This window comes from Streptomyces sp. NPDC023481, assembly GCF_055560195.1.
The window spans coordinates 334,931-356,210 of record NZ_JBVHJE010000004.1 but is presented as its reverse complement, the minus strand read 5'-3'; the positions used below and the strand labels follow the sequence as shown (position 1 = coordinate 356,210).

The 21,280-nt window shown below is 72.3% G+C and carries 19 protein-coding genes; 2 read left to right on the top strand and 17 right to left on the bottom strand.

All coding sequences use genetic code 11. The features are described from left to right. Positions 1–107 precede the first annotated feature (107 nt). The 6 genes from ACZ3ZD_RS11735 to ACZ3ZD_RS11710 form a co-directional block, all read right to left on the bottom strand. Positions 108–683 carry a GAF domain-containing protein gene (locus ACZ3ZD_RS11735; protein ID WP_467395597.1) on the bottom strand — a complete coding sequence of 192 codons (576 nt, stop codon included), beginning with the start codon at positions 681–683 and terminating at the stop codon, positions 108–110. A 61-nt stretch (positions 684–744) separates the two neighbouring features. Further along, positions 745–1,344, bottom strand: coding sequence for a GTP-binding protein (locus ACZ3ZD_RS11730; protein WP_467395596.1), 600 nt, complete (start codon positions 1,342–1,344; stop codon positions 745–747). Next, positions 1,322–1,693 (bottom strand): DUF742 domain-containing protein, encoded by a 372-nt coding sequence (locus ACZ3ZD_RS11725; protein ID WP_467395595.1) that lies wholly within the window; start codon positions 1,691–1,693, stop codon positions 1,322–1,324. The genes ACZ3ZD_RS11730 and ACZ3ZD_RS11725 overlap by 23 nt, the downstream gene beginning before the upstream one ends. A 2-nt stretch (positions 1,694–1,695) precedes the next feature. Then, positions 1,696–2,130, bottom strand: a complete 435-nt coding sequence (locus ACZ3ZD_RS11720) for a roadblock/LC7 domain-containing protein (protein ID WP_467395594.1) — start codon at positions 2,128–2,130, stop codon at positions 1,696–1,698. A gap of 89 nt (positions 2,131–2,219) precedes the next feature. Next, complete coding sequence (locus tag ACZ3ZD_RS11715; RefSeq protein ID WP_467395593.1) at positions 2,220–4,382, bottom strand: sensor histidine kinase; 2,163 nt, start codon at positions 4,380–4,382, stop codon at positions 2,220–2,222. 513 nt (positions 4,383–4,895) lie between these two features. Beyond that, positions 4,896–6,080 carry an MBL fold metallo-hydrolase gene (locus ACZ3ZD_RS11710; protein ID WP_467395592.1) on the bottom strand — a complete coding sequence of 395 codons (1,185 nt, stop codon included), beginning with the start codon at positions 6,078–6,080 and terminating at the stop codon, positions 4,896–4,898. 250 nt (positions 6,081–6,330) lie between these two features. On the opposite strand from ACZ3ZD_RS11710, the gene ACZ3ZD_RS11705 reads away from it, so the two are divergent. Further along, a complete protein-coding gene (locus ACZ3ZD_RS11705; RefSeq protein WP_467395591.1) occupies positions 6,331–6,951 on the top strand; it encodes a TetR/AcrR family transcriptional regulator in 621 nt (206 codons plus the stop codon). A gap of 192 nt (positions 6,952–7,143) precedes the next feature. Here ACZ3ZD_RS11705 and ACZ3ZD_RS11700 read toward each other — a convergent pair whose 3' ends face one another. Together ACZ3ZD_RS11700 and ACZ3ZD_RS11695 are read right to left on the bottom strand one after the other, a co-directional pair. Then, positions 7,144–7,929: an SGNH/GDSL hydrolase family protein gene (locus ACZ3ZD_RS11700; protein ID WP_467395825.1), complete on the bottom strand. Its 786-nt coding sequence runs from the start codon at positions 7,927–7,929 to the stop codon at positions 7,144–7,146. 152 nt (positions 7,930–8,081) lie between these two features. Further along, on the bottom strand, positions 8,082–10,154 hold the full coding sequence (locus ACZ3ZD_RS11695; protein ID WP_467395590.1) for an alpha-galactosidase: 2,073 nt from the start codon (positions 10,152–10,154) through the stop codon (positions 8,082–8,084). A 171-nt stretch (positions 10,155–10,325) separates the two neighbouring features. Here ACZ3ZD_RS11695 and ACZ3ZD_RS11690 point away from each other — a divergent pair, with 171 nt between their 5' ends. Continuing rightward, positions 10,326–11,123, top strand: a complete 798-nt coding sequence (locus ACZ3ZD_RS11690; RefSeq protein ID WP_467395589.1) for a tyrosine-protein phosphatase — start codon at positions 10,326–10,328, stop codon at positions 11,121–11,123. 4 nt (positions 11,124–11,127) lie between these two features. Here ACZ3ZD_RS11690 and ACZ3ZD_RS11685 read toward each other — a convergent pair whose 3' ends face one another. The 9 genes from ACZ3ZD_RS11685 to ACZ3ZD_RS11645 form a co-directional block, all read right to left on the bottom strand. Beyond that, positions 11,128–11,250, bottom strand: coding sequence for a DUF6126 family protein (locus ACZ3ZD_RS11685; RefSeq protein ID WP_467395588.1), 123 nt, complete (start codon positions 11,248–11,250; stop codon positions 11,128–11,130). Beyond that, complete coding sequence (locus tag ACZ3ZD_RS11680; RefSeq protein ID WP_467395587.1) at positions 11,247–11,876, bottom strand: helix-turn-helix domain-containing protein; 630 nt, start codon at positions 11,874–11,876, stop codon at positions 11,247–11,249. Before ACZ3ZD_RS11680 ends, ACZ3ZD_RS11685 begins: the two co-directional genes overlap by 4 nt. Positions 11,877–11,935: 59 nt before the next feature. Next, complete coding sequence (locus ACZ3ZD_RS11675) at positions 11,936–13,321, bottom strand: aspartate aminotransferase family protein (RefSeq protein ID WP_467395586.1); 1,386 nt, start codon at positions 13,319–13,321, stop codon at positions 11,936–11,938. Further along, complete coding sequence (gene dxs / locus ACZ3ZD_RS11670; protein WP_467395585.1) at positions 13,318–15,216, bottom strand: 1-deoxy-D-xylulose-5-phosphate synthase; 1,899 nt, start codon at positions 15,214–15,216, stop codon at positions 13,318–13,320. The genes ACZ3ZD_RS11675 and dxs overlap by 4 nt, the downstream gene beginning before the upstream one ends. A 31-nt stretch (positions 15,217–15,247) precedes the next feature. Further along, positions 15,248–16,381 (bottom strand): flavodoxin-dependent (E)-4-hydroxy-3-methylbut-2-enyl-diphosphate synthase, encoded by a 1,134-nt coding sequence (gene ispG / locus ACZ3ZD_RS11665; protein ID WP_467395584.1) that lies wholly within the window; start codon positions 16,379–16,381, stop codon positions 15,248–15,250. A 4-nt stretch (positions 16,382–16,385) separates the two neighbouring features. Continuing rightward, complete coding sequence (hpnH, locus tag ACZ3ZD_RS11660) at positions 16,386–17,408, bottom strand: adenosyl-hopene transferase HpnH (protein ID WP_467395583.1); 1,023 nt, start codon at positions 17,406–17,408, stop codon at positions 16,386–16,388. 5 nt (positions 17,409–17,413) lie between these two features. Further along, entirely contained in the window at positions 17,414–18,055 is a 642-nt protein-coding gene (locus ACZ3ZD_RS11655; RefSeq protein WP_467395582.1) for a phosphorylase family protein, read from the bottom strand. Position 18,056: 1 nt separating this feature from the next. Further along, complete coding sequence (gene shc / locus ACZ3ZD_RS11650; protein WP_467395581.1) at positions 18,057–20,081, bottom strand: squalene--hopene cyclase; 2,025 nt, start codon at positions 20,079–20,081, stop codon at positions 18,057–18,059. Positions 20,082–20,198: 117 nt separating this feature from the next. Further along, on the bottom strand, positions 20,199–21,263 hold the full coding sequence (locus ACZ3ZD_RS11645; protein ID WP_467395824.1) for a polyprenyl synthetase family protein: 1,065 nt from the start codon (positions 21,261–21,263) through the stop codon (positions 20,199–20,201). Positions 21,264–21,280: the final 17 nt, after the last annotated feature.

Below are 21,280 nucleotides of genomic sequence, written 5' to 3'. Positions count from 1 at the left end.
GGGTCAGAGGGGTGGAATCACCCTGCAATCTGCCGTATGCGCGGGCCGGGGTCCATCGAGCTTTTCTTAACCGGCGCCTCAGCTTTCCTACACGCCCTCCCGGCGTGTCAGATCGGCAGGCCGTCCTGCGCGCCGCGTTCCAGGCGTACGACGAGATCGGCGGCGAGCGCCTTGATGGTCTCCAGGCCCGGCCGGCCCCAGGCGCGGGCCGCTGTGTCGGCGGCACACACGGTGCCGAGCGCCATGCCGGAGCTGTCGATGAGGGGGGCGCCGAGATAGGAGCGGATGCCGTACTCGTCGACGACCGGGTTGCCCGCGAACCGGGGATAGTCGCGGACGTCCTCCAGAACCAGAGCCTTATGGCGGACCACCACATGGGGGCAGAAACCATGGTCGCGGGGCAGCACCCGGCCGATCTCGGCTCTGCTGCCGTCGTCCCGGACGACCGGCGCGATGGCGGGGGCGCTCAGGCCCGCGAAGAACTGGTGGTCCTCGCCGATGAAGTTGACCATGGCGTAGGGCGCGCCGGTGAGCTGGGCGAGGTGGCCGGCGAAGGCGTCGAGCGCCGGGTCGGGCCGGTCCGCGAGGCCGAGCCGGCGCAGCCGCTGGACGCGGGCCGGGGCCTCCTTGTCCTCGGGCGTGAGCAGCAGACCCCGGACCGGCCGGGGCGGCTCGTAGCTCATGACCGGGCTCCATGGCGGTGGGCGTACCTCATGTGGCGGCTCCGTGGGCGGTAGGGCGGGATCACCTGTGGGCGCCGTGGCTGGGCGCGGGCGCCGGGGCGTGGGCGAGGAGGTGGCGTACGAGGACGAGCAGGGTCTGGACGCCGGAGCTGGAGATCCGGGCGTCGCAGCGCACGACCGGGATCCGCGGGTCGAGGTCGATGGCGGCCCGCACCTCGTCGGGGTCGTAGCGGTGGGCGCCGTCGAACTCGTTGACGGCGACGACGAAGCCGAGCCCGCGCTCCTCGAAGAAGTCCACGGCGGCGAAGCAGTCCTGCAGGCGCCGGGTGTCGGCGAGGATCACCGCGCCGAGCGCGCCTTCGGACAGTTCGTCCCACATGAACCAGAACCGCTCCTGCCCGGGTGTGCCGAACAGGTACAGCACGTGCCCCGGATCGAGGGTGATCCGGCCGAAGTCCATGGCGACCGTGGTCTCCATCTTGTTCTCGACGCCGTCGAGACTGTCCGTGCCGACGCTGACCGTGGTGAGCAGCTCCTCCGTGCTGAGCGGCGCGATCTCGCTGACCGCGCCCACGAAGGTGGTCTTGCCGACCCCGAACCCGCCCGCGACCAGGATCTTGAGCGCGGTCGGGAACGGGTCACAGCTGTCGTCGTAGTCCATCGAGCACTGCCTCCAGCAGGGACCGGTCGGTGGGTGTGTGGTGGTACGCGGGCGGCTTGGTGGTCAGCGCGCCGCAGTCGACGAGGTCCGACAGGAGCACCTTGGTGACCACGGCGGGCAGTTTCAGCTGGGCGGCGATCTCGGCGACCGAGACGGGCGCGCGGCACAGGTCGAGTGCCTGGGCGTGCTCGGGGCCGAGGTAGCCGAGCGGGGTGACGCCGGTGGACATCACCTGCGACATCAGGTCGAGGGCGATGCTGGGTCTGGTCCGGCCGTTGCTGACCGTGAACGGCCGCACCAGCCGCCCCGCCGCGTCGTCCAGCCAGGGCCCGTCGCCGGCTGCGGCCACGCTCAAGGCCTCGCCGCGGTGGATTCGACGGCGTGCTGCCGGGGAGCGGTCACCAGGTAGGGGCGGACGCTCTTGACCAGCATCGCCATCTCGTAGCCGAGCACCGCCGCGTCGGCCTCGCGGCCGGCCAGCACGGCGAGGCAGGTTCCGGAGCCGGCCGTGGTCACGAACAGCAGCGTCGAGTCCAGTTCGACGACGACCTGGCGGACCTCGCCGCCGTCGCCGAACCGGACGCCCGCGCTGCGGCCGAGCGAGTACAGGCCGGAGGCCAGGGCCGCCATGTGGTCGGCGCTGTCGGCGTCCAGGCCGTGCACGGACTTCACCAGCCCGTCGCAGGACAGGAGCACCGCGCTGGAGGTGTGCGGTACGCGCTGCACGAGGCCGCTCAGCAGCCAGTCGAGGTCGGATGCGGGGACGGTCGGCGCGTCGCTCGCCATGGTGGATCGACTCCTTGGGGTACGAAGATCTGCGGGAGCGCTGGGGGTGGGGGTGGGGACGGGGGTACGGCGCGGGGCCACGGGAACGGTCATCCGGCGGGGGCTTGCGCCGGGGGTATGGGGGGCGGAGGGGTGCCTTCCGGGGCCGTGATGTGCGGGGCCGTGATGGACGGGGCCTGGTGGGGCGGTGCCGGGTGGCCCGGCACGGTGGGGTCCGCGCCTGTGTGGCCCACGCCCCTGTAGTCGGCGCCCATGTGGGCGGTGCCCATGTGGCCGGCACCCATGTCGTCAGCGTCCATATGGGCGGTGTCCATGTGGCCGGCACCCATGTGGCCGGTGCTCATGTGTTCCAGGCCGCCGCTGTGGTCGGGGCGTACGCGTGCCGGTTCGGTGGGGTCGGGAACAGCGGTCGGGAGGTGCACGCCCGAGATGTGCGCGGCCTCCATGGGGGCCGAGCCCATATGCCCGTACCCCGGCTGCTCCGGCTGCTCCGGCTGCTCCGGCTGTTCCGACTCCAGGTTCTGCTGGGCCTCGGCGAGTCCGATCCCGCGTTGGAAGGCGGCCATCAGGCCGGGGTCGTGGCCGGCGACGGTGTCGGAGTCCTGGCGGGGGGCGGGGCCGCCGCGCAGTTGGGGCACGATGTGCTCCTGAGCGCGCCGGCGCGGCAGTTGGGGCTTGTCCATGGTGCCGCGCACCGGTCCGACGCGCGGGGTGGACAGCACGCCCGCGTGGGCCTCCACCACCCGCCGGTCCTCGGCGCTGACGCCGGGCACGGCCTCGGCCGGAGTGGGCCGCGTCTCCTGGGCGCCGCGCACGGGCAGCGGGCCGGGGGCGGGGACGGCTCCGTGCCGTGCGTGCGCACCGCTCTCGGCGCCGCGCCGCCCGGGGCCGCGTTGGGCGTGTCGCCGCCGTCCAGGGCCGACCCCGGCTTGGGCGCCCCCGACTTCGGCCCCCCCGGCCTCGGCGCCCCCGGTCCCGCTCGCGGACGCACCCGCGCTCGCCGGTGCCTGCTGCGGCGCCCCGGCATCCGCCGCGGGCACGACCGGCGTGTTGCCCAGCAGCGCCTGCGGCACCACGAGTACGGCCTGCACACCGCCGTAGATGTTGGTCTGCAGCCGCACATGGATGTGGTGCCGGCGGGCGAGCTGGGAGACGACGTAGAGGCCGATGCGGCCGTCGGCCAGCAGGCTGGCGACGTTGACCTGGTCGGGGTCGGCGAGCAGGGCGTTCATCCGGCTCTGCTCGCCGACGGGCATGCCCAGTCCGCGGTCCTCGACCTCCACGGCGAGCCCGGAGGTGACGAGGTTGGCGCGCAGCAGCACCTGGGTGTGCGGGGCGGAGAAGACGGTGGCGTTCTCGATCAGTTCGGCGAGCAGGTGGATGACGTCGGCGACGGCGTGCCCGCGCAGTTCGCCGTCGACGGGGGGCACCAGCTTGACCCGGGAGTACTGCTCGACCTCGGCGATGGCGGAGCGCAGCACCTCGGTCATGCTGACCGGGTTGCTCCACTGCCGGCGGGAGACCGCGCCGCCGAGCACGGCGAGGTTCTCCGCGTGCCGCCGGATCCGGGTGGCCAGGTGGTCCACGTGGAAGAGGCCCTTGAGCAGGTCGGGGTCCTCGATCTCGTTCTCGAGGTCGTCGAGGATCGAGATCTCCCGGTGCACGAGCGACTGGAGGCGGCGCGCGAGGTTGACGAACACCTCCAGCTTCTGTTCGCTGCCGGCCCGGCTGGAGAGCTGGGCGGCCCGGACGACGGCGGTGACGGCGCCGTCGTACGCGCGGGCCAGGTCGGCGGCGAGCAGGTCGAAGTCGTCGGCGTCCGCGGGCGGCCGGCGGCGCTGCCCGGGCTGCGGCGGTTTCTCGCCCTGACGGAGGGCGTCGACCAGGGCGTGCAGGTCGGCCTCGCCGCGTGCGGCGGTGCGGCGGAGCGCGTCGACGCGGTCGGCGACCGAGCGGGCGGCGCGGTCGGCGGCCACGGCGGCGATGAGGATTCCGGCGACGGCCACGGTGACCGCCGCGGAGAGCACGGCCCACAGGACGGGGCCGGTGCGGGCGCCGGTGGAGCGGACGCTGAAGACGACCGCGGCGGTGGCGCTGAGCGCGACAGCGAGGGGCGGCAGCACGGCGAGCCGCATGAGCTGGGGCCGTATCGGGGCATCGGGCAGTGCGGGAGCGGGTCGGGCGACCGGCCGCCCGTGCCGGCCGCCCTCACGGCGGTCGGCGCGGGTGGCCGGTGCTCGGAGGTGAGACATCTGCGTCCTCGTACTGTCCGTCGGGCCTGTGTCCTCGTGCGGTGCGCGCGGGCATGCGTCGATGCGGGCATGCGTCACCACGGCGTCGGCCGAGGGCACCGGTGGTTCCGGCGGCGCGTCGCCCGACGGACACTCACAGTAGTTGCCCCAGCATCATGTGCGGTGGGCAGTTGACAAAGTCTCCCGAGGGGCGTCCCGCTCTGGTATGAGGTGTCGTACGAAAGTCCCATGACCACCGACGAGTGGGTGATCGAATTCTCGACATCATCGATCCGACCTGCTCACAAGCGGTCGCGAACGGAACGAGCGACGGAGCGCCCCGAGGCTCCGGGTGACGCGCGCGCACCCTCTCTCCGTGTCCGGATCGCCGCCGTCGGGACCCGGTGCACCCTCTCCGACCGCCCCGACCCGGGGCGGTCGTCACGCAACGTGCTCGCTTTGGCTATCGGTCGGCGAGGGCCGCGTCCGCGGTGGCGCGGGTGTCCGGGTGTCCCGCCGGCCTCCCGGCGAGGGTCAGTCCGCGTGGTTGCCGGCGGCGCGGGTGGGCGGCTCCGCGACGAAGGCGCCGACCGAGCGCCAGGTGCGCCGCACGTCCCCCGACACGCCTCGCCACCAGGCCTCGGCGGGCAGCTTGCCGGCCGGTTCGAAGGGCTCACCGGGCCGGGGCAGGGCCACCGCCTGGCCGGCCTCCTCGGCGGCCTCCTTCGTCCACTCCCCCGGCTCGGCCCACGGGTGCGGGGCGAGGTTGAAGGTGCCCCAGTGGATCGGCAGCAGCACGCCGTGCGGCGCCCCGCCCTGCAGGTCGAGGTGGGCGCGCAGGCCCTCCTCGGGGGTCATGTGGATGTCCCGCCAGAACTCGCTGTACGCGCCGATCTGGATCATGGTGGCGTCGAACGGGCCGTGCGCGGCGCCGATGTCCCTGAAGCCGTCGAAGTAGCCGGTGTCACCGCTGTGGTAGATCCGGTGTTCGTCACCGGCGACGGCCCAGGACGCCCAGAGGGTGTGCTGGGTGTTGCGCAGCCCGCGGCCGCAGAAGTGCCGGGCCGGGGTGGCGGTGAGGGTCAGCCCGCCGATCTTGGTGGACTCGTGCCAGTCCAGTTCGCGCAGCCGGTCCGCCGGGACGCCCCAGTGCTCCAGGTGGGCGCCGACGCCGAGCGGCACGGCGAACAGGGTGTCCGTGCCCGCCAGTGCCCTGATGCTGGGCAGGTCCAGGTGGTCGTAGTGGTCGTGGGAGATGACGACGACGTCGACCGGGCCGAGCGCGGCCAGCGGCAGCGGCACCGGGTGCAGCCGCTTGGGCCCGGCGAAGGGGAACGGGGAGCAGCGCTCGCCCCAGACGGGGTCGAACAGGACCCGGTGGCCGTCGATCTCGGCGAGCACGCTGGAGTGGCCCATCCAGGTCAGCCGCAGTCCCGTCGCGGGCGCTTTGGCCAGCTCGGCGAAGGTGGTGGGGTGCACGGGGACGGTGCCCTTGGGGGCGCGCAACGGCCGGGTGTCCTTGTCCAGGAACACCTTCGCGAGGTCCACGGTGGAGCCTGAGGGGCGGGTGCGGGCGGGGCCGCCGGGGTTCTGGAAGACACCGTTCGCGAAGTGGGGGGAGCGGCGGATGCGTGCCATGCGCTCACCGCCCGGGTCCGCGCCGAAGGCCGCGGGCCGCAGCGCGCGGAGCCCGGAGCTCAAGGAACGCAAACCGGTCACGGTACCTCCCGCTGGAGTGGGTGAGGCCCTCCATTATGGTCGGCCCGTCCGACAGTCCGGGCAGGCAGGGGTACGTCCGCGCCGCTTCCGGAGATCCGTTGCGCGCACGTCGGGCCGCCGAGGACCGGGCGGGGGCCGAACTCACCCGGGGTGGGGTGGTGTTGGGTGACAGCGGTGTGGCGGCCGACGGGATGGGATCGTCTGCGACCGGTGGCGCTCACTTGCGATCGACTGCGACTAGGGTGAGCGCGTGGCAAGAGTGCGGTTGAGTGTGGCCGAGCGGCGGGAGGAACTGCTGCGGGCAGCCATCGGGCAGATCGAGGCGCGGGGCGTGGCGGCGGTGCGGATCGCCGACGTGGCCGCGGCCCTCGGGGTGAGCAACGCGCTGGTGCTGTACCACTTCTCCACGAAGGAGAAACTGGTCGCGGCCGCGTTCGCGTACGCGGCCGAGGACGACCTCGCGCGGCTGCGCAAGGTCGTGGGCCGGCGGACCACCGCGCTGCGCCGGCTGCGGGCCGCGGTGCGCTGGTACGCGCCGACCGGGCAGGCCAAGGGCTGGCGGCTGTGGATCGAGGGCTGGGCCGTGGCCCTGCGCGAGCCCGCGCTGCGCGAGGTCACCCGGGAGCTGGACCGGCAGTGGAAGGCGGCGATCGCCGGGGTCATCGCCGAGGGTGTGGCGGCCGGCGAGTTCGCCTGCGCGGACCCGGCCGGTACGGCACTGCGGCTGACCGCCCTGCTGGACGGCCTCGCGGTACAGCTGACGTCCTACCCGGGCGCGGTGGCACGCTCCCGCGCCCAGGAGTGGGTGGACGACGCCCTGGCCCGTGAACTGGGCCTGGACCGGGAGACGTTGACGGAACAGAGCCGGTGACCGAACGCCCCCGGGGAACACCGGCCGCCCCGCCCCGAACGGTCCGCTGACCCGACCGCGGGCCGCCCCGAACGGGCACGGAGAACGCACCGGCCTCTCTCCCCCCGAGGGGCACGGCGACCGCACCGCCCGCATCGCGCCGCCGGGCCGACCGCGCCCCGCCACCCCACGGGTGCCAGGGCGCGCGCCGGGTCAGGCCACCGAGGCGATGCGCAGCTTGATGTCGTCCGGGGACAGGGTGCCCTTGGCGGTGATGTGGTCACCGGAGGACTCGCCGCGCAGGCGACGGCCGATCCAGGGGACGAGGTACTCGCGGGCCCAGTGGACGTCGTCGCGGCGGATGTCCAGCGTGCCCCGGGGCGGCAGCGGCGGCCACGGCTGCTCCGGGTCGGCCGGGATGTCGAGACCGAGGGCCTGTCCGGCGCGCAGCGCCACGCGGGTGTGGCCCTCGGGCGAGAGGTGCAGCCGGTCGTTGTCCCAGGCCCTGCGGTCCTGCACGGACTTCAGGGACCACAGGTCGAGGACGGGACAGCCGTACCGGTCGGCGATGGCCCGGACGTGCCCGTTGTAGGTGGCGATCTTGCCCCGCAGATGCTTGAGCACGGGCACGCCCCGGGTGTCGAAGCCGGTCGTCACCAGCACGGTGCCGGCGGCCTCGGCCAGCCGGGCCACGGCGCGTTCGAAGCGTTCGGCGACCTCGTCCGGGTCGGTGCCGGGACGGATGATGTCGTTGCCGCCCGCACAGAAGGAGACCAGGTCGGGGGCGAGTTCGACGGCCCGCGGAAGCTGGTCGGCCACGACCTGGTCCAGCAGCTTCCCGCGCACGGCGAGGTTGGTGTACTGGAAGTCGCCCTCGGGGCGCCGGTCGGCGAGCAGGACCGCGAAGCGGTCGGCCCAGCCCACGAACGCCCCGTCGGGGCCGGGGTCGCCGACGCCCTCGGTGAAGCTGTCCCCCACCGCCACGTACGACCCGATCACTGATGCGTTGTCATTCTCCGAATCGTCTGCCACGTCGGACCATGATTCACCTTTCGATGTGACCTACGCGACCGTAAGGAGGGGTTGACGAACGGTGAGATGAGCCACTGCGGAAAACTCGGCCAAACAGGAATAACCACGTCGGGACGCGATCAGAGGCGGCGCAGCCGGACGACCGTCGCGTCCAGGTCGCCCTTCAGCCCGGTGCGCAGCCCGTGGTGCAGCAGTACGGCACCTCGATGCACTTCGCCCGTTTCGCGGCATTCGTACGACGCGGTCGGGTCGAGTCCCCGCAGCCGTACCGCCGGGACCGGCTCGCCGTGGCTCTGCGCCTGGAGCCAGGCGAGGACGACGACCTCCCCGTCCCGGACGTACTGCACGGCACTCAGGCCGCCCGCCGGGGGCCGCAGCCGGTACAGCTCGCCGTGCTGCACGACCGGGCGGATCTCCTTGTACAGGTCCACCCACCGCCGGGCCTCCGCCAGTTCCTGCGCGCTCCACTCGGTCAGGTCTCCGCCGACCCCGAGCACGCCCGCCATGGCGCTGACGAACCGGAACCGCAGCGAGCTGACCCGCCCGTTGAGCTGGGTGTTGGGGCTGTCGGTGACCCAGGCCGCCATCACGCGCGCGGGGTGTATCTGGGTGAAGCCGTGCTGGATGGCGAGCCGGTCCAGCGGGTCGGTGTTGTCGGAGGTCCACACCTGGTCGGTGCGGCCGAGCACGCCGAGGTCGATCCGGCCGCCGCCGCCCGAGCAGGACTCGAAGGCGACACCGGGATGGGCCGCCCGCAGCCGGTCCAGCAGGGCGTACAGGCCGCGGACGTGGTCCACCCACAGGCGCTGCGGGTACGGCTCCCCGGGCCAGCCGGCGTCGGTGAAGCAGCGGTTGAAGTCCCACTTCACGTAGTCGATCGGGGCGCTGGACAGCAGGGTGTCCAGCCGCTCCCAGAGGTATTCCCGGACGTCCTCGCGGGCGAGGTTGAGGACGAGCTGGTTGCGCAGTTCCGTCCGCCGGCGTCCCGGTTGGTACTGCACCCAGTCGGGGTGGGCGCGGTACAGGTCGCTGTCGGGGTTGACCATCTCGGGCTCGACCCAGATGCCGAACCGCATGCCCAGGCCGTGCACCTGGTCGGCGAGGGGCTTCAGGCCCCCCGGGAAGCGGTCGGGGTTGGGCGTCCAGTCGCCGAGGCCGGCCCGGTCGCTGGTGCGGGCGCCGAACCAGCCGTCGTCGACGACGAACAGCTCGATCCCGATCTCGGCGGCCCGGCGGGCGAGCGCGAGCTGCTGCTCCTCGGAGATGTCGAAGAAGGTGGCCTCCCAGGAGTTGAACAGCACGGGCCGGTCCTGGTCGGCGTCCGGGATGACGTAGGCGCGCTGGTAGGCGTGCCAGGCGCGGCTCGCGCCGCCGAAGCCGCCGTCGCTCCACAGGCCCGCGAAGACCGGGGTGGTGTACGACTCCCCGGGCGCGAGGAGCAGCAGGCCCGAGTCGTCGTAGCCGGCGCCGCCGGTGATCTGCACGCGCGCGTCCGGGAGTTGGGCGACCGCGATGCGCCACGAGCCGGACCAGCCGAGCGCGCAGCCGTAGACCTCGCCGCGCTCCTCGGTGGCGTCGGTGTCGAGGGCGACCCAGGGCAGGTGCTGGTGGCCGGTGTGGCCGCGGCGGCTGCCGAGGACCTTCTCGCCGTAGGTGAGGGGGGCGGCGGTGAGCCGGGACTCGGCGGCCCAGCGGCCGTGCAGCTGGGACAGCCGCCAGCCCTCGCGGTCGGGCAGCGTCCAGGTGGCCGCGTCGGCCCTCAGCAGCTCCACGCGCGCAGGGCCGCCGTTCTCGACGGTGACCCAGCGCTCGACCACGTCACCGCGCATCCGGTAGTGCAGCGTGATCCCCACACCGTCGTCGTCGAAGCACAGCCGCAGCTCGTCGCCCTCCGTGTCGTACGACGTGAAGCGCCACTCGGTGCCGCGCCGCTCCTCGGTGCGCACGGACAGGGCGGGGCGGACGAAACGGGGGCCGCCCTCGACGGGGTACTCCTCGCGGCCGTCGAGGGGGGACTCGAAGGGCCAGTAGTCGGGCAGCGGGCGGACCGCGAGCGCCTCGGCGTCGGCGAGGGCGATCCGCGGCCCCCAGTGCAGGTGCAGCAGCTCGTCCGCGTCGGTGAGATGCAGGGCGTAGCTGCTGTGGGGGCCCGACAGGAGCCAGGTACGACCGTTTTTGGCGATGTCCACCATCGAGACCTCACAAGTGCCAACAGATCCGCGCAAGTGCCAACATCATCGGGGGCGAACCGCCTGCTGGCAATGCCTGTGGACAACTCATTGCCTCGGGAAATCGATGCCGTATGGTCGACAGAGCGCCCGCCGACGAGCCGCGACGGCGGCGACCGACCGGGAGGAGCCCCCGTGACGCAGCAGGTCCCGTCGACCGAGCCGGAGCTGGCCGGAGTGCGCAATTTCCGTGATGTGGGCGGCCTGCCGACCGTGGACGGACGGCGGGTGCGTCATGGAGTCCTCTTCCGCAGCGGCCATCTCGCGCACGCGACGCAGGAGGACGCGGCCTTCCTCGCCTCCCTGGGCCTGCACACGGTGTTCGACTTCCGCAACGCGGCCGACCAGAAGCTCGAGGGCCCCGACGTCGAACTGCCCGGCGTGCGGAACGTGAACCTGCCGCTGAGCGACCCGGCGGACGGCGCCGAGTTCTGGACGATGGTCCGCGAGGGCGACCTCGACCAGCTGCGCGCGATCCTGGACGGCGGCAAGGGCGCGGCCCGCATGATCGCCTCCTACCGCAGGATCGTCGTCGATCGCACCGCCGAGCACTCCCGTGTGCTGCACGCGCTGGCCGACGACAGCGTGCCCGCGCTGATGCACTGCGCGGCCGGCAAGGACCGCGCGGGCATCTCGATGGCGGTGACCCTGCTCGCCCTGGGGGTGGAGCGGGACGCGATCGTCGCCGACTACCTGCAGTCGGCCGCCGCGCACCGGCGCTACCGGGTGCGCCGCAGCGGCAGCGCCGACACCGCCTACAGCGCCGAGGTGATGGAGCTGCTCGACCCGCTCTTCGACGCCCGCGCCGAGTACCTGGAGGCGGCCTTCGCGAGCATCGAGGAGACCTGGGGTGACGTGGAGACGTACCTCGCGCGGGGCCTGGGCCTCTCGGCCGGGACCCGCGACCGGCTGCGCGAGCGCCTGCTGGACTGACCCGTCAGCTCTTGCCGCCCACCGTGAACAGCAGGTAGAGGAACGCGGCCAGGACGTGTCCGAGGGCGATGTAGATGATCAACCGGACCCACAGGGAGCGCGGGAAACCGGTCTCGTAGTCACTCATGGCAGCTCTCCGGTCGGCGGGCCCAGGCACATCGTGGCCGTGGGACTCTGCAGCAGGGTGTGGACGAACAGCAGCTCCACGCCGTCGTGGTCCTCGGCGGCGAGGCGGTGCGGGGTGAGGGAGTCGAAGTGCGCGCTGTCGCCGGGCCCGAGCAGGTGCCCGGTGTCGCCGAGCCGCAGCCGCAGCCGCCCGGTGAGGACGTAGAGCCACTCCTCGCCGGGGTGGACGCGCACGATGTCGCCCTGCGAGCCGTACGGCACCCGCACCCGCAGGGCCTGCATGCCCCGGCCGGACGCGCCGGCCTGGACGTACGTCCAGCCACCCGCGCGGGTCGGCTCCATGTCGGCGGCCCGCACGATCGCGTCCCGGTCGGCGACCGTCTCGCCGAGCAGCTCGGAGACGGTCGTACCGTAGATACGGGCGAGCGCGAGGAGCATCGGCAGCGACGGCTGGCGGTGTCCGGTCTCCAGACGGGACAGATGGGCCGGCGAGAGCCCGGCGGCGCGGGCCGCGGCCTCCAGCGTGAGACCGGCGCGCCGGCGCAGGGAGCGCAGCTGCGGAGCGACGGCGGGCAGGCCGCCGTCCTCGGCAGGGCCCGGCGCGGGCCCGGCGTCTGAGGCGTTCATGCCTCCATTGAGCCCCACCCTTGCCCGTGGGGCAATTTTCTTGCCCCACAGGCAAAAGGTCAGCGGTTGGCCACGGCCTGCTTGATGAGGGTCTTGCCGAAGTCCCACATCAGGCCGCCGCCGTTGTGCGCGTCGTCCATGACCGCGGTGAAGGCGGCCACGAAGCGCTCCACGTCCGCCTCGTCGACGACCAGCGGCGGGATCAGCTTGATCACCTCCAGGTGGTCACCGGAGACCTGGGTGAGGATCCGGTGTTTCTGCAGCAGCGGCACGACGACCATCTGCGCGAACAGGCCCTTGCGGGCCGCCTGGAGCATTGACCAGCGGCTGCGCAGCTTCAGCGAGGACGGCCTGCCGAACTCGATGCCGATCATCAGACCCCGGCCGCGCACGTCGGCGAGCAGCTCGTACCTGTCGACCAGCGCGGTGAGCCGGGACTTCAGCAGCTCGCCCGTCCGGCGCACACCGGCGACGATCTGCTCGTTCTCCATGACCGACAGCACGGCGAGCCCGCACGCCATCGCCTGGGCGTTGGAGCCGAAGCTCGCCGAGTGCACCAGCACCCGGTCCATGGACGAGTAGACCTTCTTGAAGATCCACTCCTTGCCGAGGGTGGCACCGACGGGCACATAGCCGCCGGACAGGGCCTTGGCCACGCACACCAGGTCCGGTTCGACGCCGTCCTCGTGCTGGTAGGCGTAGAAGTCGCCGGTGCGGCCGAGGCCGGTCTGCACCTCGTCGGCGATGAGCAGCGCCTTGTGCCGGTGCAGCAGTTCCTGCGCGGCCCGCAGATAGCCGGGCGGAGCCTCGTGTACGCCCTTGCCCTGGATCGGCTCCACGATCAGCGCGGCGACGTCGCCCTTGCCCAACTCGCGGGCGAGGGCGTCGAGATCGCCGAGCGGTACGGCGGTGTCGGGCAGCAGCGGGGCGAAACCGTCGCGGAAGCCGCGCTCGCCGTTGACCGACAGGGAGCCGGTGGTCAGGCCGTGGAAGGCGTGGTCGCAGTAGAGGACGCGGGGCCTGCCGGTGGCGTACCGGGCGAACTTCAGGGCCGTCTCGACCGCCTCCGTTCCGCTGTTGCCGAAGAACACCCGGTCCAGGTGCGGGCTGTGCGCGAGGAGCCGTTCGGCGAGCAGGCCGGGCAGCGGCTGGCAGTCGAAGCGGGTGAGGTCGGCGAGGTCCAGGTCCAGGACGTCGTGCAGCGCCTTGCGGACCACCGGGTGGTGGCGGCCCAGGCCCATCACGCCGAACCCGGCGAGCATGTCCAGGTAGTCGTTGCCCTCGGCGTCGAAGAAGTGGGCGCCCTCGGCGCGTTCGTAGACCTTGTCGAAGCCGATGGTGTGCAGCATGCGCGGCAGTTGCGGGTTGAGGTGCCTCGCGTGCAGCTCGTAGCGCTCGGCTCCGCGCTCGGCGAGCAGGGCGCCGAGGTCGAACTCGGTGGTCATTCACTCTCCTTGGCTGTGCCGTCCGCATCCTTGACGGCCAGGCTCCCACTGATCCGCCCGGCGATCTCCACCGGTGTGAGGCCGATGTCGGCCAGCACCTCGCCGCGTTTGGCGTGCGCGAGGAACTGCTCCGGGATCCCGAAGCGCCGTACCGGCACGTCCACGTCGGCGTCCCCGAGCGCCAGCGCGACCGCCGAACCGACGCCCGCGGCGCGGCTGTTGTCCTCGACCACGGCCACCAGGCGGTGCCGGGCGGCGAGGCCGGGCAACTCCGGGTCGACGGGTTTGACCCAGCGCGGGTCGATCACCGTGCAGCCGATGCCGCGGGCCTGGAGCAGCCCGGCGGCCTGGAGGCACACGGAGGCCATCACGCCGACGGCCACCAGCAGCACCTCGGGGTGTTCCGCGCGGTGCAGGACGTCCATGCCGCCGACCCGGTCGAGCGCCGGGACACCCGGTCCGACGGACTCCTTCGGGAACCGGACCAGGGTGGGCGCGTCGTCCACGGCGACCGCCTCGCGCAGCTGGGCGCGCAGCTGGTCGGCGTCGCGCGGGGCGGCGATCCTGAGGCCCGGGACGACCTGGAGGACGGACATGTCCCACATGCCGTTGTGCGAGGGGCCGTCGGTGCCGGTGACACCGGCCCGGTCCAGGACGAAGGTGACCCCGCAGCGGTGCAGGGCGACGTCCATCAGCAGCTGGTCGAAGGCGCGGTTGAGGAACGTGGCGTAGACGGCGACGACCGGGTGCAGCCCACCGGTGGCGAGGCCGGCCGCGGAGACGGTCGCGTGCTGCTCGGCGATGCCCACGTCCCACACCCGGTCCGGGAAGCGCTCGGCGAACTTTGCGAGGCCCACCGGGTGCAGCATGGCCGCCGTGATCGCCACGACGTCCGCGCGTTCCTCCCCGATCCGTACGATCTCCTCGCCGAACACCGAGGTCCAGGAGGGCCCGCTGGACGGGACGAGCGGTGCGCAGGTCAGCGGGTCCATCACGCCGACCGAGTGGAAGTGGTCCTCCTCGTGGGCGAGGGCAGGCTCGTAGCCGCGGCCCTTCTCGGTGAGGCAGTGCACCAGGACGGGGCCGTGGAAGCGTTTCGCGCGGCGCAGCGCGGACTCGACGGCCCGGACGTCGTGGCCGTCGATCGGGCCGACGTACTTCAGCCCCAGGTCCTCGAACATGCCCTGTGGGGCGAAGGCGTCCTTGAAGCCCTTCTTCGCGCCGTGCAGGGACTCGTAGAGGGTGGTGCCGACGAGCGGGGTGCGCTGGAGCATGTCCTTACCCCAGGCGAGGACCTTCTCGTAGCCGTCGGTGGTGCGCAGGGTGGCCAGGTGGTTGGCGAGGCCGCCGATGGTGGGCGCGTAGGAGCGCTCGTTGTCGTTGACGACGATGATCAGCGGCCGGTCCCGGGCCGCGGCGATGTTGTTGAGTGCCTCCCAGGCCATGCCTCCGGTCAGCGCGCCGTCACCGATGACGGCGACCACATGGCCCTTCTCCCCCAGCACCTGGTGGGCCTTGGCGAGGCCGTCGGCCCAGCCGAGCGCGGTGGAGGCGTGACTGTTCTCGACGACGTCGTGCTCGGACTCCTCGCGCGAGGGGTAGCCCGACAGTCCGCCCTTGCCCCGCAGCTTCGAGAAGTCCTGACGGCCGGTCAGCAGCTTGTGGACGTAGCTCTGGTGGCCGGTGTCCCACAGGATCCGGTCGGCGGGTGACTCGAAGACGCGGTGCAGGGCGACGGTCAGTTCCACCACGCCCAGGTTGGGCCCGAGGTGGCCGCCGGTCCGCGACACCGCGTGCACCAGGAACTCGCGTATCTCCTCGGACAGTTCACCCAGTTCCGCCTCGGACAGCGCCTTCAGGTCGCGTGGTCCACGGATGCTCTCCAGAATGGTCACGCTCGGGCCCCCTCTCGGTCCGTGCCTTGCCTCAATCCGACTGTTCCGCGGCGCTCGTCCGCTCGGCGAGCTTCATGGCCTCCTCGATGAGGGTCTCCACGATCTTCGACTCCGGTACGGTCCTGACGACCTCGCCCCTGACGAAAATCTGCCCCTTGCCGTTGCCCGAGGCGACCCCGAGGTCGGCTTCCCGGGCCTCCCCCGGACCGTTGACCACGCATCCCATCACGGCGACCCTGAGCGGCACTTCCATGCCGTCCAGGCCCGCGGTGACCTCCTCCGCGAGCTTGTAGACGTCGACCTGGGCGCGGCCGCAGGACGGGCAGGAGACGATCTCCAGGCCGCGCCGGCGCAGGCCGAGCGACTGGAGGATCTGGAGGCCGACCTTGACCTCCTCGACGGGCGGCGCGCTCAGGGAGACCCGGATGGTGTCGCCGATGCCCTGGGAGAGCAACGCCCCGAAGGCAACGGCGGACTTGATGGTGCCCTGGAAGGCGGGGCCGGCCTCGGTGACGCCGAGGTGGAGGGGGTAGTCGCAGCTCTCGGCGAGCCGGCGGTAGGCCTCGATCATGACGACCGGGTCGTTGTGCTTGACCGAGATCTTGATGTCCCGGAAGTCGTGCTCCTCGAAGAGGGACGCCTCCCACAGGGCCGACTCGACCAGGGCCTCGGGGGTGGCCTTGCCGTACTTCTGGAGCAGGCGCCGGTCGAGGGAACCGGCGTTGACGCCGATGCGGATCGGGGTGCCGTGGTCCTTGGCGGCCCGCGCGATCTCCTTGACCCTGTCGTCGAACTGCTTGATGTTGCCGGGGTTGACGCGGACGGCGGCGCAGCCGGCCTCGATGGCGGCGAAGACGTACTTGGGCTGGAAGTGGATGTCCGCGATCACCGGGATCTGCGACTTGCGGGCGATGGTCGCGAGGGCGTCCGCGTCGTCCTGCGTGGGGCAGGCGACGCGGACGATCTGGCAGCCGGCGGCGGTGAGTTCCGCGATCTGCTGGAGGGTGGCGCCGATGTCGGAGGTACGGGTCGTCGTCATCGACTGCACCGACACAGGCGCCCCGCCCCCGACCGCCACCGGCCCGACCTGGATCCGCCGCGAGGGCCGCCGCGGCGCGACCGGGCGGACCGGTACCTCGGGAACGCCCAAGGGGACGGCGGTCACCGGGTCAGTCCCGGTTTCCGGAGACGGTCTCGCGCATCGCCCGCAGCGACTCCTTCAGGGAGCCCATGGTGGCGAGGACGGCGGTGGGCTCGTAGCCGCAGTGCGCCATGCAGTTGGCGCAGCGCGGGTCCTTGCCGCGGCCGTACTTGTCCCAGTCGGTCTTCTCGATGAGTTCACGGTACGTCGGCACGTACCCGTCGCTCATCAGGTAGCAGGGGCGCTGCCAGCCGAAGAGCGAGTAGTTGGGGATCGCCCACGCGGTGCACGGGAAGTCGACCTTGCCCTCCAGGAAGTCCAGGAAGAGCGGGGAGTGGTTGAGCCGCCACTTCTTGCGGTTGCCGCCCGCGAAGGCCTTCTTGAACAGCTCGCGGGTCTGCTCGACGCCCAGGAAGTGCTCCTGGTCGGGGGCCTTCTCGTAGGCGTAGGCGGGCGAGATCATCATTTCGTCGACCTTGAGGTCGTCGTTGAGGAAGTTGAGCACCTCGATGATGGTCTGCGGGGTGTCGGTGTTGAAGAAGGTGGAGTTGGTGGTCACCCGGAAGCCGCGCCGCTTGGCCTCCTTGATGGCCTCCACCGCCTCGTCGAACACCCCCTCCTTCGCCACGGACTCGTCGTGCCGCTCACGCAGTCCGTCGATGTGTACGGCGAAGGCGAAATAGGGCGAGGGGGTGAACTTGTCCATCTTCTTGCGCAGCAGCATCGCGTTGGTGCACAGGAAGACGTATTTCCGCTTCGCCACCAGCTGCCGGACGATCTCGTCGATCTGGGGGTGCATCAGCGGCTCGCCGCCCGCGATGGAGACCATCGGCGCACCGGACTCCAGCACCGCGCCCACCGCCTGGGCGACCGGCATGCGCTGCTTGAGCACACCGGCCGGGTGCTGGATCTTGCCGCAGCCCTCGCACTTCAGATTGCAGGCGAACAACGGTTCCAGTTCCACGATGAGCGGGAACTTGTCCCGCCTGCGGATCTTCTGTTCAGCCAGGTATGTAGCGACCTTGATGGACTGGCGCAACGGCATGGCCATCTGGCTCACCTCCGGGGGAGCAGCAAAGAACGGTGCCATTCGAAAAATGCGGGAAGGATGGAACGCAGAACACGGAAGGCGGTTATTCCACCGCGCACCGTGCCGATCCGGACGAGTTCGTGTTCGGGAGCGTCCACGACCACCCGGACGGCCGCGACCGGGCGTTCGCCCGTGCGGACGGCGGCCAGCAGCGTGGCCGCGGACTCCATGTCGACCGCGATCGCGCCGGTGGCGAGCAGATCGGACCGCTCGGGCCCTCGGACGACGTGGCCGGAGCCGGTGAGCGGGCCGGTGTGGACCGTGCGGCCGGGCAGCAGCCGCACGAGTTCCTTGACCAGCCGTTCGGTGCCCACGCACGGGACGGTCCCGCGCGGGTCCCGGGTCTCCTCGGCGACGACCAGGTCGCCGGGGTGCATGCCGGAGGCGAGCCCGGCGCAGAAACCGGTGGCCAGCACGGCCGTGTCGGCCGCCGCCGGGCCGGCCAGGCGCCGGGTGACGGAGCGTTCCGCCGCACGGGGGCCCATGCCCGTGCGGACGAGGGTGACCGGCCCGCCGGCGCCGCCGTGGTCACCGGTGCGCAGGGCGAGGTGCTCGATGCCGAGCGCGCAGGCGATCAGCAGCGGGGCCGGTGCGGGCTGGTTGCTCACCTCAGCTCACCTTGGCCCCGGACAGCGGCTTCCTGGTGAGCAGATGGCGCTCGAAGGGGTCGCCGTGCAGGTACCGGCCGAGCGCGGTGAGCGGGAACACCTGCCGGTACAGGTGGTAGTTGATGGAGAAGTCCCAGGGGAAGCCGGTGCCGGTGAAGTACGGCTCGTCCCAGGTGCCGTCCTCCCGCTGGGTCTCGGCCAGCCACTGCACGCCGCGCTCGACGGCCTTGGACTCCTTCTCGCCGGCGGCGAGCAGCGCCATGAGCGCCCACGCGGTCTGCGAGGCGGTGGAGGCGCCCCGGCCGCTCCACTCCTTGGCGTACTTGTAGGAGCGCAGGTCCTCGCCCCAGCCGCCGTCGTCGTTCTGGACGCTCTCCAGCCAGGCCACGGCCCGCCGGATCGCGGGATGCGAGCCGGGCAGTCCGGCTGCCGTCAGGGCGGGCACCACGGACCCGGTGCCGTACACGTAGTTGACGCCCCAGCGCCCGAACCACGAGCCGTTGGGCTCCTGTTCGGCGAGCAGCCAGTCGATGCCGCGCCGGGTGCGCGGGTCGTCGGCCAGGCCCTCGGCGGCGAGCATCTCCACGACGTGCGCGGTGACGTCGGCGGACGGCGGGTCGATGACCTCGCCGAAGTCGCAGAACGGCAGCCGGTTGGGGAACGGGCTGGTGTTGTCGACGTCGAAGGCGCCCCAGGCACCGTTCTTCGACTGCATGCCGAGGTTCCAGCGCACCGCCCGCCCGATGGCCTTGTCCACCCGCTCCGGGTCGTGGTGGCGGACCCGGCGCAGCGCGAGGGCGACCTCGGCGGTGTCGTCGATGTCGGGGTAGTTGTCGTTGTGGAACTCGAACGCCCAGCCTCCCGGCGGAAGGTGGGGGCGGCGAACGGCCCAGTCGCCGGGCCGGACGATCTCCTCGCCGAGCATCCAGTCGGCCGCCTTGACCAGTTGCGGATGGTCGACGGGGAGCCCGGCGTCGACGAGCGCGATGGTGGCCAGGCAGGTGTCCCAGACCGGGGACTGGCAGGCCTCGATCATCCGGGCGCCGTCCTCGCGCCAGACGGCGAAGCGGTCCAGCGAGGCGAGGCCCTCGCGCAGCACCGGGTGCTCCAGGTCGTAGCCGAGCAGGTGCAGGGCGATCACCGAGTACACGGCCGGGGGCTGGATGCCGCCCCAGCAGCCGTCGTTCTCCTGGCGTTCGATGATCCAGCGGGCCGCCGAGTTCATCGCGGCTCTGCGGAGTCTGCGCACGGCGACCCTGCGGTAACCGCGGACCACCTTGTCCAGCCGCTGGAAGACGCCGTCCCAGCTCGCCACCGGGGCGAGCGGCTGCGGCGGGTTCGGCTGCGCGGGGTCGGTGTGCAGCTCGTCCAGGGCGAAGGGGGCCGGGCGGACCGGGCGTTTGGCGGAGACGATGGTGAGCGGCACGATGGTCTGCCGCGCCCAGCAGCCGAAGTTGTAGATGTTGAGCGGGAACCAGGTGGGGAAGTAGATGAGTTCCGGGGGAAGTTCGGGCAGGTCCTCCCACTTCCACCAGCCGAACAGGGCGAGCCAGATCCGGGTGAAGACCCGGGCGGCCGCGATGCCCCCGCGTTCGCGGATCCAGGCGGAGGCCTTGGCCATGTGCGGGGCGTCGGGCGCGTCGCCGGCCAGGCGCAGGGCGACGTACGCCTCGACGGTCGCGGACAGGTCGCCGGGCCCGCCGTAGAAGGTGGCCCAGGCGCCGTCCTCGCGCTGCTCGCCGCGGACGAACTTCGCGGCCGCCCCCGCGGTCTCGTCGTCCAGGATGCCCAGGAACTGGCGGAGCATCAGGTCCTCGGCGTCCATGGTGACGTTGGTCTCCAGGTCGCCCTTCCACCAGCCCTGGGCGTCCTGCGTGGCGAGCAGGAAGTCGGTGGCGCGGCGGGCGGCGCGGGCGGCGGCTTCGGGTACCCCGGCCGTCTCGGGGGTGGTGAGGGTGGTGTCGCTGGCCGCGGCAGCGCGGGACGGCAAGGTCGCCCCGGTGCTTCCGTCGGTCGTCGCTGTCATGGCTTCCCCTTCGTGCAGTCGTGCGAGTCGTGCTGCTGTGGGTCCGCCGTCGGCCGGTGTCCGTGAACCCTTCGGCACCGGCCGGCGACTACGCGAGGCTTATCAGGCCGATAGTGATCATCTCTTTCGTACGACGACGAAGTCCGCGAGCGCCGAGAAGGCGTCCCGCACCCGGTCGGGCATGTGGACGGCGTCGAGGGCCTCGATGGCGACGGTGTGCTGGCGGCGCGCTTCCTCGGCCGTCCACGCGCGCCCGCCGGCCTCCTCGATGAGCGCGGCACGGGCGGCGAACTCCTCCTCGGAGAAGTTCTCGAAGTCGCTGGCCTTGGCGTCGGCGGCGAGGATCTCGCCGAGTCGCTCGGAGGCGGGACCGCCGGCCGCGAGCGCGGCCACCACCGGCAGGGACTTCTTGCGCTGGCGCAGGTCGCTCCAGGTCTGCTTGCCGGTGGCCTCCGGGTCGCCCCAGATGCCGAGCAGGTCGTCCACGGCCTGGAAGGCGAGGCCGAGGTGGTAGCCGTACCGTTCCAGCGCGTCGGCGGTGGCGTCGTCCGCGCCGCCGAGGACCGCGCCGATGGAGGAGGCGCAGGCGAGCAGGGCGCCGGTCTTGTTGCCCTCCATCTCCAGGCACTCCTCGACGCTGACCCGGTCGCGGTGCTCGTAGGAGATGTCCTGGGCCTGGCCGTCGATCAGGGCGCGGGTGGCCGTGGTCAGGCGGCGGGTGGCGCGGCCGGCCTCGACCGTGCCGAGTTCCAGCAGGACCTCGCCGGCGAGCGCGAACAGGGCGTCGCCGACCAGGATGGCCTGGGCGGGGCCGTGCACCTTCCAGACGGTGTCGCGGTGCCGGCGCTGCTCGTCGCCGTCCATCAGGTCGTCGTGCAGCAGCGAGAAGTTGTGCACGAGTTCGACGGCGACCGCGCCCGGGATGCCCACCTCGGGGGCGGCGCCGGTGACCTCGGCGGAGAGCACGGCGAGCGCGGGGCGGACGGCCTTGCCGCCGTCGCCGTCGGCGGGGTTGCCGGCGGCGTCGATCCAGCCGAAGTGGTAGGCGGCGACGGTGTCCATGGGAGGCGCCAGGCGGTCGACGGCCGCGCGCAGCACCGGTGTGGCCAGGGTCCGGCCGCGCTCCAGCAGCGCGGTGACGTCCACCGCGGCCCGTGGAGCGGGCGTCGGGGCCGGGGGCACAGGGGGCACAGTCTCTC